The sequence below is a fragment of the Leptospira perdikensis genome, assembly GCF_004769575.1.
Lineage (GTDB): Bacteria > Spirochaetota > Leptospiria > Leptospirales > Leptospiraceae > Leptospira_A > Leptospira_A perdikensis.
This window is the reverse complement of sequence record NZ_RQGA01000003.1, coordinates 1,144,428-1,161,094: the sequence shown is the minus strand read 5'-3', so window position 1 is coordinate 1,161,094 and position 16,667 is coordinate 1,144,428. Positions and strand designations below refer to the sequence as shown.

Here is a 16,667-nt window from a genome sequence, read left to right as displayed (position 1 = left end):
TTTTAAGGCAAACTAATCAATGTTATTTAATTCTATTCCTTATTTACTTCTATTTGCTTTTACGTATTTAATTTACTGGAACATTCCACAAAAAGGAAGAAAACCATTACTTGTTTTTTCTTCCCTAATTTTCTACGCCTACTTCAGTTTTCCTTTTTTGTTTCACTTCCTAACAGTAATCCTCGTCAACTACGGATTTAGTGAGTGGATCTTCCGAAAAAAAGAAAAAGAACAACCTTACAACCATATACTGTTTGCGATTGTGGCATTAAACTTAATCAATTTAGGTTTTTTCAAATACTTCTATTTCATAACAGGTTCATTATTTTCATTAACTGGTTATCCTGCTTTTAAAGAAATATCCGGAGTTTGGAGTATATTTTTACCACTAGCAATTAGTTTTTATACCTTCCAAATCATTGCAGTGCAAGTGGACATCCATAGAGGGATCATTGAAAAAAGAATGTCCGCTGTGGATTATTTTTTATTCATCCTTTTCTTCCCACAATTAATTGCGGGGCCCATTATGCGCTCCCAAGATTTCCTTCCACAACTAGACAACCCAACCATTGATGCCGACCGAATGAAAAAAGGTCTGTTTTTAATTATTGGTGGTCTTTTTAAGAAAGTCATCATTGCAGAAAACATTGCACCGATCATCTCACCGATTTTTATGGATCCTGCAAAATTCGATAGTTTTTCCATATTTTTCAGTGTGATTGCTTTTGGTACGCAAGTGTATTGCGACTTTTCTGGTTATACTGATATGGCACGCGGTTCTGCAAATTTACTTGGGTATGAAATTCCAGAAAACTTCCAAGGTCCTTTTCTGTCTCAATCCTTTAGGGAACTTTGGTCGCGATGGCATATCACTCTTTCTTCTTGGCTCAGGGATTATATCTATATCCCACTCGGTGGCAGTAAAGGATCTATCTTTCGTTCCAATGTAAACTCGTTTATCACAATGTGCCTTGGTGGGTTATGGCATGGTGCCAATTGGGCCTTTGTGTTTTGGGGTGCCTATTTAGGTGCGCTCATATGGATTGAAAGATCATTGTATTTACATCGAGGGAAAAAGAAGTTTCTTCCTGATACACTCCCTTTTGTGGGTATCATCCGTACCATCGTTGTATTTATCATATTTACCTTTTCAGGTGTATTTTTCCGATCTGCCGCAAGGGGTGAGGAATCAATGAATGTGGCTTATGAAATTTTTAAAGGTGTTTTGACCTTCCGTAATACCGGAGAAACATTGAGTCGTGTGGATGAACTTCCCACCTTCATTGCTCTCGGTTTGATGTTCAACTGGTTCCAGTATTCGAACTTTGTTTATGAAAAATTAAAACCATACCAAAATATCCTCCTTCCTATTCTGTCAGTAGTGATTTTATTATTACTCGGAATTTTTGGAGATGGTGGACAAGATTTTATTTACTTCCAATTCTAAACCTCAACTTCACCCCGGTGGAGTTGATTACATACAAATAAGAAGAATAGATTTCATTCTTCTTATTTGTATTTTGTTCTGTAATTTACAATGTGCTCCCAAACTGGATTGGATTCGTTCCCTTCCTTCCGATTACCCAAGAGATCAAAACATAACACTTGGATTCTATTCAAGACCGGCAGAAAAAAAATCTGCGTTTGGATCCAAAACCTTTCATTTGTATTGGAAAGAAGAAATACACTTACAAACAAACTCTAAGTTCAAAAAAACCTGGAGTGAATGGAAGGTATATGAAGATCATTCTGAGTTCCAACAAAAAGAAGGAGTGGGAACTTATGAAAAATCCGGAGACTGGGTTTTGTTCCAAACAAATACCATCGTTATATTAGAATGTAAGTCGGATCAAAAAACAAAAACAACCCCAAACCCACATGGTAAAGATTGGTCGAAACTCTTTCCTTGTTCCTCTATTCTGTCGCAGAATGAAAGTTCAATGAAACATCGATTGTTGTATTATTATGATGGGAAATCTATATATCCTTTGCAGTATGAATCTGGATACAATGAAGCAAACTTTGGAATTGCCTGGGAATCAGACCTTCCTTACACGAAGTCAAGTTTGTTTGAAAAAGCAAAACTTAAATATGGGAAAAAAGAATTCCAACCCCACGTGTACAACCACGTGAAGTTGGATTGATTCGAAGAAGAATCAAAAAGGGTAACCATCTCTAGAAAGAATCATTACATCGTTTTATCTAAAAGCAACCACCGCACAAGCCCGTGCGTATTCTTTGTGTTCTATGTTTGCTTTTTGTTCAAATTTGGTAATTCCATGTTGGCGAAAACCTTCACTTGCTTTTTTAGCATGTGTAGATGCCTCACAAAAGTTACCTGCTTTAGAATGTGCAAGACTTGCAAGGTATTGGATTGACGGGAAACTTTTATGTTCACTCATCCCAATTGCTTCTCTAATTTTAATCGCACGAGAATAATGTCCGGAAGCTAAATCGAATTCACCCATCCCCTCTTCTTCGCTTGCTAATTTTACAAGTTCGTTGGAAATAACAGTGAGGGTTTCTTTGTCATATTGGCTGACGAGGGAATCAAGGTCTTCATTCATAAAAGAAGACTCTCCAGCAGAAATGGAAGCGGTAAGTGTCAAAACTAGAATGGTTAAAACTGCCTTTTTCATATTCCCTCCGAACCAGTGGTTCCCTTACTTTAATGCAACTATCGTGCCAAAGTAAAACAGGCCTCAAAGGCTGGAATGGATCATTCCAAGGGTCCGAAGATAAGCAAAACCAGGCCAAATTGCTCAAAACGTACGCAAAATGATGAATTAGAAATAAATTTCCTAAATAGGTGAACTTATAGGGAGATAGCATGGGAATTTCTTTGGTCAGTGGATTACTAAAGCGATCTCGTGGAAAAGGAAAGCCACTCACTTTCGCCTGGGAATTTCTTTGGTCAGTGGATTACTAAAGCGATCTCGTGGAAAAGGAAAGCCACTCACTTTCACGTGGGACTTTCTTTGGTAAGTGGATTACTAAAGTGATCTTGTGGAAAAGGAAAGCCACTCACTTTCGCCTGGAACTTTCTTTGGTGAGTGGATTACTGAAGCAATCTTGTGGAAAAGGAAAGCCACTCACTTTCACGTGGAACTTTCTTTGGTGAGTGGATTACTGAAGCAATCTTGTGGAAAAGGAAAGCCACTCACTTTCGTGTGGGACTTTCTTTGGTAAGTGGATTACTGAAGCAATCTTGTGGAAAAGGAAAGCCACTCACTTTCGTGTGGGACTTTCTTTGGTAAGTGGATTACTGAAGCAATCTTGTGGAAAAGGAAAGCCACTCACTTTCGTGTGGGACTTTCTTTGGTAAGTGGATTACTTCAATTCGTCGTCAGAAATTTCAAGTTCTCTTTGGAGGAAATCAGTTAGATCCATGGAGCGGTAGTGGTCACGATCTCCATCACACTGCCTACCACCGGGAACGGAGAGAGTTCGGCCAGCAATGGTAATCGGCTTTAAAAATAAATTCCCAGTCAAAGGACAGTTTGGTCCAGGAGAAAGACCATTGAAAGCACAAGTTGCCCCTTTAACCACATCGGCCGGAATTTCTTCGGCTCGTCCATTGGGATAAAAAAGTGGGTATGGGCCTTCGTTATACCAACGCGAGTAAATCTTCCCCCAAATCGGTGCAGCGACTCCAGCTGCCGTGACTCCTTTTCCAAGAGAGAGAGAAGATTTATCAAAACCCATCCAAACAACTGAGGTATATTTAGGATCGAAACCTGCGTACCAAACATTAGTATAAGAAGAAGTTGATCCTGTTTTTCCGCCGGACTCTCCTTTATAGTTTCCTTTGTCGGCTGCGCGGAGGGCTTGTGTAGGAGTTCCTCCCATAGCCACACCAATTAACATTTGTTTAATGATGTATGCAGTAGCCTCAGGAATGATTTGAATAGCTCCAGTTTTTGCTTCTTCGGCAAGTGTTTCTTGAACTTCTTTTTCTTTGTTATAAACCACGGTTCCACTTTGATTCAAAACATAACGAACACTAAAAGGGATTACATCTTTACCTTTGTTAGCAAGAATAGAATAACCAAGTGCCATTTCATAAGGAGTCAATTCTGCAACACCCAGGGCCAAAGCCGGACCGGTAGGAAACCGAGCTTTATTTGCCTTTGTTACTTTAGATGCAAAGTCAATGACTGCATCAGTTCCTGTTCTCATAAGCACTTGCACGGAAACAATATTTAAAGATAACGATAATGCTCTCGAAAGAGGAACCATTCCTCTAAAATCACCAGAAATATCTTGCGGAGAATACCCTTCCCCCTCTTCTGTAATCGTTGTAAGAGGTGCGTCCATAATTCCGGTTCCGGAACCAACGGCTCTGTTTTGGATGGCTGCCGCATAAACAAATGGTTTGAAGGCAGATCCAGTTTGTCGCCTTGCTTGCATAGCTCGATTAAATTGGTTTTTAGGAGAGAACCTAGAACCACCCACCATTGTTTGAATGTATCCTGTTTGATGATCAATGGTAACAATAGCACCTTCTACGTGTAAGTTGGAAGAAAATACAAGTGATGATCTTTGGAATTCTTTCACAGCTGAACTTTCGTTTTCTGAAGGAACAAAGTCCGTTAGAAGCTCCAAAGCCGGAGCCATTTCTTTTTCCAAATGGAGGCGAAATACTTGTCTATCATCCAAACTCGTTACATAAGGAACACCCACTGGAAATAATGATCCAAATAAATTGTATAATGAAACTAGACCTCGGTCTGCACGTCCCACATAACGAAAGTTTGCCCCGAAAGCATATTTATCTTGCTCTATTAGACCTTTTCTAAGTTCTTCTTCTGCGATCTCTTGTTTTCGAACATCTATCGTTGTATAAACACGCAAACCGCCAGTATATAAAGCCTCTTCTCCAAGTTCCTTCTCTAAAATTTGACGCACCCATTCAGTGAAATAAGGAGCTCTGTTTAGTTTTGCCCCCCAAGTAGAACGGGAAGGAGATTGTGTGATCACAACTGGCCAATAACGCTCCCAAAAATCATCGTGGATTTTTTGAACTTGGTCTTTAGGAATAAACCCATTTTTCGCCATAAGACTCAAAACCACCATATGGGCCTGTTTCGCTTCTTTAGGATTTTTAAATGGAGAATAGGTTACAGGAGCTTTGGGAAGCCTTGCAAGCATTGCTGCTTCTGCAATACTTAAGTCCCTCACATCTTTTTGAAAATAAACATTAGCAGCAGAAGAAAGGCCTGTTGTTCCATGACCTAAATAAATTAAGTTAAAATAAATTTCTAAAATTTCTTCCTTAGTATACTCTTGTTCAATTTGTAATGTGAGAAGCGCTTCCAAAAACTTACGACCAAATGTTTTTTTCCTTTGTTGTAAGATGGTTTTTGCCAACTGTTGGGTGAGAGTGGATCCACCTTGGACAATACGTCCAGCAAATACGTTTTTAATAGCCGCACGAACGATGGCTAAAAAATCGATTCCGAAATGATTGAAAAAGTTATCATCTTCAACAGAAAGAAATGCATGAATAACATGAGGAGGAATGTCGCTGTATTTTAATAATTCTTGTTTGTGTCGGTAGAGCTCTGCGAACAAAACCCCATTCGAGTCATAAAGTTTAGTAGGAGTTGTGGGTTGGTAAGATGCCAACTTTTGTAACTCTTTTCCTTTATTTACCTCAGAAAGGATGTATCCAAAAAAGAAACCACCTAGGAGGGCAATGCTAAAGAATGTAGTAATAGTGATTCGAAGTGTTTTTTCTTTGTTCATAATATTATAGGTGGAATCGCAATCCTTCCCTTGCTAAATGAATTTTTAATTTTTTTTCGCCTAACTGTTCTTTGTGGAGCTTAGCATCATTATAAATTTCGTAAATTTTTTCATCAGAGTAACTTGGCTCATGATGAGTGAGGACCAAATTTTTGACCCTCCATGAGGAAGCACAGTTCACAGACATTGTATATGCAGTGTGACCCCAATCAAATTTTGAAAAGGATTCGTCTAACGTGTATTGGGTGTCGAGAATTAGTAAATCAGCATCAGCAAAAAATGGATGGCATTCATGGATTAAATCCATATCAGCACCGGTGAATTCTGCGTCCGTTGCAAAGATAAAAACTTTACCGGCCCTGTTTGTAAACTTGTAAGCAAAAGATCCACCCGGGTGTTTCAAAGGATAACACTCTACCTTCATTCCTGAAGCAAATTCCAAAACATCCCCAGGAAAGAAAAGTTTGAAGTCTTTGGCCGAACCTGTCCCATCCAAAGGAACAGGGAAATATTCTGGTTCTTGTTGTTTTTGGAGACGAGACTCTAAATCGGAATAAGGTGAATAAAAGTTCAGGAGGAAGTCAGGGAAATAAATTGGCTTAAAGAATGGGAGGCCTTGGATATGATCCCAATGAGTATGGGTGATAAAGAAAGAGACTGTCCTTTTTAACTTTGTGGAAAGGTATTCTGAAATGAGTTCATCCCCCAAATTCCGAAGGCCCGTTCCCATGTCCAAAATGTAAACTTCCCCTTCATCGTCAGTAACAGACACACAGGTTGTGTCCGATCCTGTGACAAATTTGAGATGATAAGGAAGGTCTTGCCAAAACTCATCCGCCGAAATGCCAGCCCCCGATTGCCTGTAGAGGTCTAGAATATCGATAATTTTTTTGCGGTAGTCTTGGTTTCGGAGGGGGCTCGCTATGGAGCCGCGGACTCCGTAGAGTTGCACAATCACTTCCTCGATGCTAGGAAATCGACTTTCCTTGTCACTCAAGATTTGCGACCTTGAATTTATGGCCTCTCGTTACCCAGGATATGAACTCCGATTTGGACCTCCAATGGTTCCCATTGTACGCACTCTCATCATTATCAATGCAATTTTATTCCTCCTACAGATGGCAACGAAACTGGCTTTCCATTCTCCCATTATGGAACTGTATTTCGGACTCACCCCAGAATTGGTTTTCAATGGTTGGGTCTGGCAACTACTCAGTTATGCCTTTCTCCACGGAAGTTTCCTTCATATTCTTTTTAACATGCTGAGCCTTTGGATGTTTGGTTCAGAACTCGCAGAAGTTTGGGGAGAACGTGCTTTTTTAAAATTTTATACATTCACTGCATTCCTTGGAGGGATAGGCACCGTACTTGCTCATTTTTTTGGCATTCCGCAAGGGCTAGTCGTGGGAGCTAGTGCTAGTATCTATGGCCTACTTGTGGCTTATGCGATGACCTGGCCCAACCGCGAACTTCTTGTATTCCTCATTTTCCCCATGCGAGCCAAATACTTTGTGATGATCGTTATGCTTATGGTGCTTTTTGCCCAAGGGGAAAGAGTGGCCCATTTTGCTCACTTAGGGGGAGCCATTGGCGGATTCTTCTTAATGAAAGTTTATACTGGTTGGAAAAAGAAAGTGGGTTCCCTTCCCACTTGGTCTCTTTCTCGGTATTTACAAAAACGTAGGTTTATGCGTTACCAAGAAGAAATGGCCAAAAGGGAAAATGCAAAAACGAAAGTAGATGAACTTTTGGAAAAAATTTCTAAAAATGGAATGGATTCCCTTTCCCGTAGCGAACGAAAGTTTTTAAACGAAGCTTCACAAAAATACTTTAACGAGTGAATTCCAAAGTATTTTATTTTCCACAAACTCCAGCAAGATCACCTTACTATAATTTGGCGATCGAAGAAGCTATCGCTTTAAAAATGGTCTCCGAAGGAGTTACTGCTGGAGTCAGACTTTGGAAAAATCCAGATTCCATCATTTTAGGTCTTTCGGAAAATCCATTTCGAAACATCAAAGAAGAATTGGTAACCAATTACGAAACCGTTGCCCGAACTGTTGGTTTTAAGAAAAAACCAACACCTAATTTTTGTTATATCGCAAGACGTGCTTCTGGTGGAGGAACCGTCTTTCATTCCTTATCAGGAAATATTAATTATTCTATCTATGTCAATTTGGACGACAGGAAAGAACTCTTTCCCGTCAAAGATTCTTATGATATATTGCTCAACATTGTTGCCAAATCTTTGGAGAGACAAAATATCCATTGTTCTCCAAAGGGAAAATCCGACTTAGTTTTAGAAAAAAATGGAATCTTTAAAAAGATTTCTGGTAATGCACAGTTTCGAAAACGTAACTGCATTGTCCAACATGGGACATTGATTTTGGAAGAAAACCTTATCAATCGAGTGGCCGAAGTCCTCCACCATCCTCCCGAAGAACCCGACTACCGCAAAGAAAGAAGTCACAAAGAATTTTTAACTTCCCTACCCAATTTTTTTTCCGAAACCATTTGGGCAAAAGATTTGGTCCGAGAAGTTTTTTCTTATTTAGGAGAACCAGAGCCGGACAGCCCGGAAGATTTTTCAAAAATTTCCTTCTTTGGCCCCGACTTTTCTACTTTTCGGAAACACGTGCTCCAAGAATCTGAATCTATTCGTAAGAAGAAATACCAAAATCCAGAATATACACTTCATAGAGAAATTCCCACATGAGTTATTTAGAAAAACAAGATCCAGAAGTTTACGCCGCATTAAAAAAAGAAGACGAACGCCAAGAACATTCCCTAGAGATGATTGCTAGTGAGAACTTTGTTTCACGTCCGGTTTTGGAAGCTTACCATTCCACTCTCACAAACAAATATGCAGAAGGATATCCTGGAAAACGTTACTACAACGGTTGCGAAAATGCAGACAAGATAGAACAAATCGCCATCGAACGAGCCAAAAAAATGTTCGGGGCCGAATACGCCAACGTACAACCACATAGCGGTGCACAGGCGAATATGGCGGTATTTCTTGCAACACTCGAACCAGGAGATAGTTTCCTCGGAATGAATTTGGCACATGGTGGTCACTTAACGCATGGTAGTGCAGTCAACATCAGCGGAAAATATTTTAAACCAATCCCTTATGGTGTGGATGAGAAAACAGAAACGATCAATTACGATGAAGTCGCAAAACTTGCCAAAGAACACAAACCAAAACTAATTGTTGTGGGTGCTTCTGCTTATCCAAGAACCATTGATTTTAATAAGTTCCGCGAAATCGCAAACGGAATTGGTGCTAAAATCATGGCCGATATTGCACATATCTCGGGTCTTGTGATTGCTGGTGAACACCCAAGTCCTATCGGAGTTTGTGATTTTGTCACAACAACCACTCATAAAACTTTACGCGGGCCAAGAGGAGGACTCATCCTTTCCTCAACCGAACATGAAAAGATTTTAAACTCACGAGTGTTTCCTGGAATCCAAGGTGGACCACTCATGCATGTGATCGCTGCAAAAGCTGTTGCATTCGGGGAAGCACTTCAGCCAGATTTCAAAACCTATATCCAACAAGTAGTAAAGAATGCAAAAGTTCTTGCGGAAGTTTTCCAAAAACGTGGATTCCGAGTGGTTTCTGGTGGAACGGACAACCATATTGTTCTTCTCGATGTTTCTGTAAAAGGACTCACAGGAAATGATGCTGCCAATGGACTGGATCATATCGGAGTGACCGTAAACAAAAACGCGATCCCATTTGATAAAAATCCACCAGCAGTGGCTTCGGGAATTCGATTGGGAACTCCTGCTCTCACAACTCGTGGACTCAAAGAAAAAGAAATCGAAGCAGTGGGAAATTTAATCTGTGATTATTTAGATCATTTTGGTGATTCTTCTTGGGAAACAAAAGTAAAAGCAGCGGTGAAAGAAATCACGTCTGCTTTCCCAATGAAACATTTCCGATTAGAAGATTAAAACTCGTTAAACTCTAATACCTCTCTCCGTTCCGTAAATTCATTTGAAAGCGGATCGGAGAAAGTGCGTTCCACTATCTCCACACCGTCCTTACCATAAAACAAAATTGTAGATGCTCTCGTTCCGTATCCAGGAACACGGATTCGTATAGATGATAAATACCTTTCTTTTTCGAGCCCAATTCCAGTGTCAGGAAGCAGGGAATCGTCTTTAACTAAATCTACATCAGCAAGTAACCGAAAGAATTCTGAAGTAACAAGGGTACGCCAATTCTCATTCATAGGCATGGAGTTAAACACCTGTTCTACGTTTGATTTTAATTTGGCAGTTTTCGGCCAAACAGTATTCCAACTCGCATTACTCACCGCATGAAATCCTGGTTCTAAAGTTAAAACTTGCACAGGATCTCCCCCCACATAATTTGCTTCCTTGCCATCATATACAAATAAATTAAATCCTTCATACTCGTTGGCTTGATTTTGAACCTTTCCTCGATAATCCATTGAAGAAACGTTCCTCTCCGATTTTAAAAAGTCTAAGACCAAATTTCCTCGTGAGATGGGATGGGGATGCGAAGGTTTTCGTAAATTTCTTACATTGGTAAGAAAAGACACCTTACCCAAGGAATTCACACCAAGCCAAGTCCCTCCTGCTTTCAAATCCTTTCCTGCAATGATTTTAGGACTCGTGTCCCATAAATGAAGGGACTCTGTCGGTCTTTCAAAAAACTCATCTCGATTGGAGACAATGACAAGTGGGAATTCGGGATGAACCCTATAAGCGATAACAACCAGGCACATACCCAGTAAATGCCTGAAAGAGATGGCAAAAGAAAGCGAAAAACCTGAGAAATATTTGGATTGAACGCCAAAAACCATATTAAATCATGAATTGCATTACGATATGAAAGCATTGGAAGCCACAAAAGCCGTCTCTATTTTCCAGGAATCCGTTCTGGATTGGCATAAAAACGAAGCCCCACACCCAAATCCTTATCCAGAAGGAAGTTTAGAGTCCACCCTCTACCAAAAAAACCACATCGATACCATCCAATGGCATATTGAAGATGAAATCCGAAGACCAGACATTGCTTTAGAAGATGTCGTGGCACTCAAACGAAAGATCGACAAACTGAACCAAGACCGAACGGATATGGTAGAAAAACTGGATGATTTTGCCATAGATATGTTCCGCTCCGTCACACCGAAACCTGGTGCCCGGCTGAATTCCGAATCTCCTGCTTGGTTACTGGATCGTATGAGTATCTTGGAACTTAAAATCTATCATATGGAAGAACAAGTTTCGAGAAAAGATGCATCTGCCTCAAAAGAACATATAGCAAAATGCCAAACAAAACTAGATATTCTCCTAGACCAAAGAGAAGATTTGAAAAAATGTTTGGACGAACTCTTTCTCGACTATGCAGAAGGAACGAAACGAGTCAAAGTTTATCGTCAGATGAAAATGTACAATGACCAGAATCTAAACCCGTCTTTGTATAAGAATCAAAAATGACAAACCTCTTAGTACTAAGATTTTCGGCAATGGGGGATGTGGCTTTGATGACACCTGCTCTCATTGCCATTGCAGCTAAATACTCGAATATTCAGCTGACAGTTGTTACAAGAGGAAACTTCGCACCATTTTTCTACAACATTCCCAATTTGAATGTATTAGGGATCAATCTCAAAAAATACAAAGGAATTTTAGGACTTTGGAGGATGTATCGTGACATCGCCAAACTGGGACCATTTGGCCATGTGATCGACCTTCACGGTTCTGTTCGTTCCAGGTTCATTGCTTTTTTATTTCGTAGCCAAGGTATTCCTTATTCAAAAATCATCAAAGGCCGTCGCGAAAAATTAAAACAAACAAGACGTTATAATAAAAAATTAAACCAACTCCCTCACACCGTTGAACGTTACTTAAACGTATTTCGCAAAGCCGGCTTTGATGCCCCCATTCGCAAAGGCCCTTGGCTCAATGTGGACGGAGAATCAAAAATATATGCAAGAGATTTTTTTAAATCCATTGGTATTGATAAAAAAGAAGGTCAATGGTTTGGTTTTGCACCGTTTGCAGGACATGCACTCAAGGAATGGAGTTTTGAAAAATGCAAACGCCTCGTGGAAGTATTACTTGATGAGTTTCCAGACTGCAATGTATTTCTTTTTGGTGGAAAGGACGAAGCCAAAGAGTTAGAAATCCTCCGAAATGGCCAAAACCGTTCTCATATTGTTCAAGGTGGAAATTTAGGAATTCGCGGAGAACTTGGAATTATGGACAGACTGGATGTGATGATTGGAATGGATAGTTCGAACGTCCACATTGCTGCTCTTCTCAAAAAACCAGTGATCGGAATTTATGGAACCACACATCCGCTTTCAGGATTTGGTCCGTTTGCCCAAGAAGATTCTGGAGTTTTACAAGTCGACCTACCTTGTCGTCCTTGTTCCATATACGGAAACACAAAATGTTGGCGCGGTGACCATGCTTGTATGGAACTCATTGACCCACTAGATGTTGTTAGACGAATTAGACTCATCCAAAATGTAAATACACTTTGGTGATTTAGCTCAAACCTTTACTAGGTTGTTTAGGAGACTTCTATGTTATTTCCGATCAAAAGTTTTAGCTCTCCTAAAATTTCACCATCAAAGGGAAGAACCTTCCTTCATCTAAACCGAATTTACTTGATCAATAAAAGGTCCTTTCAGTTTTCCTTATCTCTTATTTTTTTTCTTTTAACCATAACTTCTCAAACGAACGCAGAGGAATTTTCCTCCGAATTTCAACCCGTCCACCTTCCATCTCCTAACAAAGCCGATTATGAAGAACAAATCAAATGCCAAGAACTGTATTGCAAAAAGATATCCTATACAGAAAACGGAAACTACTTAGAAGAAGTTTGGGCAGAGTTAGGCAAAAACGGTGGAAAGGTGGTCATCGATTATTTAGATTCACCTCTTTCCCTTAGCGAATCGCGAATGGAAGATGTCACAGAATACTTACGAGAAATTGCAAGAAGAGACGGTCATGTTAGTTTAGAACCCTTTTATATCGCAACAAGAGGTATTGGCTTCACCGATGTCCCTATTGTTAAGGATCTTTTTGGACTCAGTTATAATTTGTACAAACGGATTCGTTCTGCTATTAAATTTGGTCGCATGGCCCATTACAATGCCAAAGTCCTTTACCATCCTACAACAGGAAAGGTATTACAGATTTTTTTCTTTCATAAAAATTATGGAAGTTTATGTAACACAGTGTATTCAACCTGTGATCGTATCGAGTATATCGATGATGAACTTTTTGACAAACAACTTTCACTAAGGCTTAGTGAACCACATTTGCGAGGAATTGAAGTTAGGTTCAACCAAACACCGGCCATCCTTCCCCAAATGAAACTAGATATTGGAAACCTTTTGGACACCAACAGATCTGCAAGACTCTACAAGTGGTTGATCATTACTAAAAAAACAGATACCAAAACAGTAACTCGGGAAAGGTTTCTTGGTGTAGAACTGGCCATCAAAGCACTGGATTATACACTGAGTGCTTATGAAATTGTCGAAACGATTCAATTGTATATGCCAGCTCGCGCAAAACAAGCTGAAGTAGTTTATGAAGATACAGAAGAAGGAAAAATGCTTAGGTCTGTTATTTTTTATCCAGTGGAGGACAAAGAATGAACTAAGACATCATTTCTAGTTTTGATTTTCTTATTTTTATCATAACCACAAAAACCACACAAGCGATTCCGGCAGATCCTGGAAACAGTAAGGTTGTTGTGTTCCACTCAGCAAGTCCGGCCATAGCCAAAAAATTACGAAACAAAAAGATAAGATAAAATCCCACTGGTTCGGAGTTGGGAAGGAAGTATCCTTTACGAAATGTCGGTATAAAACCCAAAATATCGGCGATAGACAAAACAATCACCGCCGCCAAAGGGTCCGAAAAATAAAACCAAAACGGCAAACTAGAAACTGCCAACCCAAAGAAAAACCAATCGAATTTGGTAATTTCGATATCACCACGTTTTTTGTATGCGATACATGCGACGAAAATGGTAATGATTCCCGAAACACCAATCGGTGCACTTCCCACTCCGCCATTTCCAGCAATTTGAGCGAAGAACACGATAAAGGTGGTGGCGCCCCAAATGATCCACGAAAATACATGGGGACGGATAGTACCCGTCCAAATCCCTTTGATATAAGGAATGTATGCGTAAAAAGTTAAAAATATAGCGATCCCCGTAATGAGGGAACGTAACTCAAGAGATATAAAACTTGTCATTGCATAAAATCAAAAAACAAATCAAAGATAGTTGATTTTTTAACTTTACCCTTCATTGCTTCGATCACTTTCGAATACACCTCTTCCATCGCATCGACACATTTTTCCATTTCATGGCCTGAGGCAATCTGAATGGAATTTTTGGAAAACTTCGCATATTCTTCTGGGTTACGAACAATTGTCAGTGCACTTTGAGCGATTGCTTTGAAATCAAAAGATTTGGCAATGTACCCGTTTTCTCCGTGACGGATAAGTTCGGGTAAGGCAAAAGCATCTACACCTACAGCAGGAAGACCACAAGCAATGGCTTCTAAAACAACTAGGCCTTGTGTTTCCATCGTTGAGGCTGTCAAAAATACATCATATTTAGGATATTCTTCGTGTAACACAGCATTGGGGATAAATCCTTTAAAACTAACTACACCCTGTATCCCTAAATGTTCTGCTTGACGTTCTAAGGAAGGAATTGCAGGACCTTCTCCAATGATGGTGAGTGTTGCCTTTGGATAAGATTCATGAATGATTTTAAATGCATTGAGTACCACATCACAGTTTTTTTCATAAGAAATTCGTCCCACATGTAAAAACTTAGGACTGTCACCACCATCATAAATTTTAGGTGTTCCTTGGAATCTTTTTAAATCCATTCCGTTGGAAACAACTGTAATCGGACGAGTGATTCCATATTCAATAAGTTGTTCTTTGATAAGATGACTTGGAGAAATTACAACATCACATCTGTTATAAATATCGTTACAAATTTTAAGAATGATTTTTTTACGAATATTAAAATTATCAAATTTTACAATTTTATCTAATTCATCAATATTCAGTTTTTTCTTAAACTTATTAGCCTTAAAAAAAAGTTTATCGAGTTTGAATAAACGGTAAAAGGAAACATACATTTCTTGTTCCGCCATCAACGTATGATAAGTTCCAATCGTCGGAACTCCAAATCTTTCCGCCGCGTTCACTGCATAAAGTCCAAGAAGACCCGGGGTATGGATATGGATGAGGTCGGGTTTGAAGTCTTCAATGATGCGTTTGATTTTTCCAGGAGAGGGCAAAACCACTTTGATATCGGGGTAACTTGGCAAATATCCCGACCGGAACCGAACCACTTGGATATTATCAGTCATCCGATCAAAGTCCCCATCACCGTATTTAGGAGCACAAATACAAAACTCATGCCCACGGAGGGCTAAAAGTTCAGAAAAATTCTTAATGGAAACAGCAACTCCGTCGGTTTTTGGCAAAAAAGTATCGGAAAAATATAAGACTCGCAACTGTTACCTCTTTACAAATTGGAGAAAAGCATTAGTCTCATCCAAAGTTATGTATTACCGAATCTATCGTTCGTTTCTAACCTTGTCCATCATTTCCTGCGCGCTCTCCGTTTCCTTAAGCCAACTTTTCTTACTCCTATCTTTTGTTTTTTTCCTCTTCCTCCCCGAAAAACCAAAACTTACAAGCAATTTGGTCAAAATTCTATTTTTATTTTACCTTTGGCAAATTGTAACCGTTTTGTATCATTTCGCTGCCTCTGGTTTTGAATTCGAATCCATTAAACATGCGTTTCGTGATGAAATGAAAGATATCTTTCTTGTTACAGCATTTATTTCTGTTCAAGGGATCAGGCCTGAAGACAAAAAGTATCTCTATAAAACTTTTTTTATTTTTGCTCTTGTGATCGTGATTACTGGTTTTATCTCCATTTTTTCCATGACAAGACTATCTCGTTTGATTTCCGATCTTTATAAAACCTCTGCCTCTTGGCCTTACCAACACCATTATGGAAAAATCACTCATGTAAACATTTACCTACCCATAGGACTTATGAACACTCATCTAACCTTTGGTGGTTTACTTGCATTCATTTTTCCCGGTTTTGTGTTCCGATTGTATGATTCTTGGTATAAAAAAGAATCCATTTCCAAAATTTCTATCAATGCCATATTACTTTTGTTAGTATCAATCGTATTTTTATTTAACAATGCTAGATCTTCGCTTCTAGGTGCACTAGTGAGTACTCTTTTTGGTATTTACATATTGGTTTTTATTGATAAAGACATTTCCAAAAAAATGCTAAAACGTATCGGAATCTTTAGCTTACTATTTCTCGTCGTTGTTTTTACTGGATATAAAACTACAAACGCAGTGAAACGAGTAGTAGATCCATTGTTTGGTGGGGAAAAACATACTGATTCGGGAAGAACTTTTATCTGGGATTCTACTTTCCCGCTCATCGAACAAAATCCCATTTTTGGAATTGGATCTGGAAACTATCATAAAGAAATCGAAATTTCAAGAAAAGAAAAAGAGAAGGAAAACAAAGAACTCAGTTTCTTTTATGAAGTCACACAAAGAGGGCATGCTCACAATGATTATTTTCATTTAACAGCCGTATTTGGTGGACCACAAGGCATTCTCTATCTAATCTTATTTGCCTGCATCTTATACACTCTCTTAAATGGTAAGATCCCCAAAAAAATTCGATTTATGACTTATGGACTCGTCGGGTTTTTCTTTTCTGGACTTTTACAATGTTATTTTCAAGATGATGAAGTTTTGATTGTATTTTATTTTTTACTCGGTTATCTCAATCTCTATGCCGAGTCAGAAAAAAATATTAACGAATTAGAGGCAGGGCAATAAAT

At 39.2% G+C, this 16,667-nt stretch carries 15 protein-coding genes; 9 read left to right on the top strand and 6 right to left on the bottom strand.

Annotated features, from left to right (window positions below):
• The first annotated feature begins 19 nt into the window (after positions 1 to 19).
• On the top strand, positions 20 to 1,447 hold the full coding sequence (locus EHQ49_RS06725; protein WP_135577547.1) for an MBOAT family O-acyltransferase: 1,428 nt from the start codon (positions 20 to 22) through the stop codon (positions 1,445 to 1,447).
• Positions 1,413 to 2,144, top strand: a complete 732-nt coding sequence (locus EHQ49_RS06720) for a hypothetical protein (RefSeq protein ID WP_208732167.1) — start codon at positions 1,413 to 1,415, stop codon at positions 2,142 to 2,144. The genes EHQ49_RS06725 and EHQ49_RS06720 overlap by 35 nt, the downstream gene beginning before the upstream one ends.
• Before the next feature lie 54 nt (positions 2,145 to 2,198).
• Here the strand turns inward: EHQ49_RS06720 and EHQ49_RS06715 are convergent, their stop codons facing one another.
• The 3 genes from EHQ49_RS06715 to EHQ49_RS06705 all read right to left on the bottom strand — a co-directional run bounded on the left by EHQ49_RS06715 (position 2,199) and on the right by EHQ49_RS06705 (position 6,706).
• The gene (locus EHQ49_RS06715; protein WP_135577545.1) at positions 2,199 to 2,639 is read right to left on the bottom strand and encodes a tetratricopeptide repeat protein; all 441 of its coding nucleotides are present in this window, start codon (positions 2,637 to 2,639) and stop codon (positions 2,199 to 2,201) included.
• A gap of 691 nt (positions 2,640 to 3,330) precedes the next feature.
• Complete coding sequence (locus EHQ49_RS06710; protein ID WP_135577543.1) at positions 3,331 to 5,748, bottom strand: penicillin-binding protein 1A; 2,418 nt, start codon at positions 5,746 to 5,748, stop codon at positions 3,331 to 3,333.
• Positions 5,749 to 5,752: 4 nt separating this feature from the next.
• Complete coding sequence (locus EHQ49_RS06705; protein ID WP_208732166.1) at positions 5,753 to 6,706, bottom strand: MBL fold metallo-hydrolase; 954 nt, start codon at positions 6,704 to 6,706, stop codon at positions 5,753 to 5,755.
• A gap of 58 nt (positions 6,707 to 6,764) precedes the next feature.
• Here EHQ49_RS06705 and EHQ49_RS06700 point away from each other — a divergent pair, with 58 nt between their 5' ends.
• From EHQ49_RS06700 to glyA, 3 genes are read left to right on the top strand one after another with little or no spacing between them, the layout of a single operon-like run.
• On the top strand, positions 6,765 to 7,589 hold the full coding sequence (locus EHQ49_RS06700) for a rhomboid family intramembrane serine protease (RefSeq protein WP_135577788.1): 825 nt from the start codon (positions 6,765 to 6,767) through the stop codon (positions 7,587 to 7,589).
• Positions 7,586 to 8,464: a lipoate--protein ligase family protein gene (locus tag EHQ49_RS06695; RefSeq protein ID WP_135577539.1), complete on the top strand. Its 879-nt coding sequence runs from the start codon at positions 7,586 to 7,588 to the stop codon at positions 8,462 to 8,464. Before EHQ49_RS06700 ends, EHQ49_RS06695 begins: the two co-directional genes overlap by 4 nt.
• On the top strand, positions 8,461 to 9,711 hold the full coding sequence (gene glyA / locus EHQ49_RS06690; RefSeq protein ID WP_135577537.1) for a serine hydroxymethyltransferase: 1,251 nt from the start codon (positions 8,461 to 8,463) through the stop codon (positions 9,709 to 9,711). Before EHQ49_RS06695 ends, glyA begins: the two co-directional genes overlap by 4 nt.
• On the opposite strand, the gene EHQ49_RS06685 is transcribed toward glyA, so the two are convergent.
• Positions 9,708 to 10,511 (bottom strand): NRDE family protein, encoded by an 804-nt coding sequence (locus EHQ49_RS06685; RefSeq protein ID WP_135577535.1) that lies wholly within the window; start codon positions 10,509 to 10,511, stop codon positions 9,708 to 9,710. The two genes, glyA and EHQ49_RS06685, sit on opposite strands and share 4 nt — an antisense overlap.
• 103 nt (positions 10,512 to 10,614) lie before the next feature.
• Between EHQ49_RS06685 and EHQ49_RS06680 the strand changes: the two genes are divergently transcribed.
• Genes EHQ49_RS06680 through EHQ49_RS06670 form a run of 3 tightly spaced genes read left to right on the top strand, consistent with a single transcriptional unit; the run spans position 10,615 to position 13,403 of the window.
• Positions 10,615 to 11,226 (top strand): DUF4254 domain-containing protein, encoded by a 612-nt coding sequence (locus EHQ49_RS06680; RefSeq protein ID WP_135577533.1) that lies wholly within the window; start codon positions 10,615 to 10,617, stop codon positions 11,224 to 11,226.
• Entirely contained in the window at positions 11,223 to 12,281 is a 1,059-nt protein-coding gene (locus tag EHQ49_RS06675) for a glycosyltransferase family 9 protein (protein ID WP_135577531.1), read from the top strand. Before EHQ49_RS06680 ends, EHQ49_RS06675 begins: the two co-directional genes overlap by 4 nt.
• 39 nt (positions 12,282 to 12,320) lie before the next feature.
• Positions 12,321 to 13,403, top strand: a complete 1,083-nt coding sequence (locus tag EHQ49_RS06670) for a hypothetical protein (protein WP_135577529.1) — start codon at positions 12,321 to 12,323, stop codon at positions 13,401 to 13,403.
• 1 nt (position 13,404) lies between these two features.
• Here EHQ49_RS06670 and EHQ49_RS06665 read toward each other — a convergent pair whose 3' ends face one another.
• A complete protein-coding gene (locus EHQ49_RS06665; RefSeq protein ID WP_135577527.1) occupies positions 13,405 to 14,010 on the bottom strand; it encodes a hypothetical protein in 606 nt (201 codons plus the stop codon).
• Positions 14,007 to 15,296 carry a glycosyltransferase gene (locus EHQ49_RS06660; protein WP_135577525.1) on the bottom strand — a complete coding sequence of 430 codons (1,290 nt, stop codon included), beginning with the start codon at positions 15,294 to 15,296 and terminating at the stop codon, positions 14,007 to 14,009. Before EHQ49_RS06660 ends, EHQ49_RS06665 begins: the two co-directional genes overlap by 4 nt.
• Before the next feature lie 49 nt (positions 15,297 to 15,345).
• On the opposite strand from EHQ49_RS06660, the gene EHQ49_RS06655 reads away from it, so the two are divergent.
• Complete coding sequence (locus tag EHQ49_RS06655) at positions 15,346 to 16,665, top strand: O-antigen ligase family protein (RefSeq protein ID WP_135577523.1); 1,320 nt, start codon at positions 15,346 to 15,348, stop codon at positions 16,663 to 16,665.
• Positions 16,666 to 16,667: the final 2 nt, after the last annotated feature.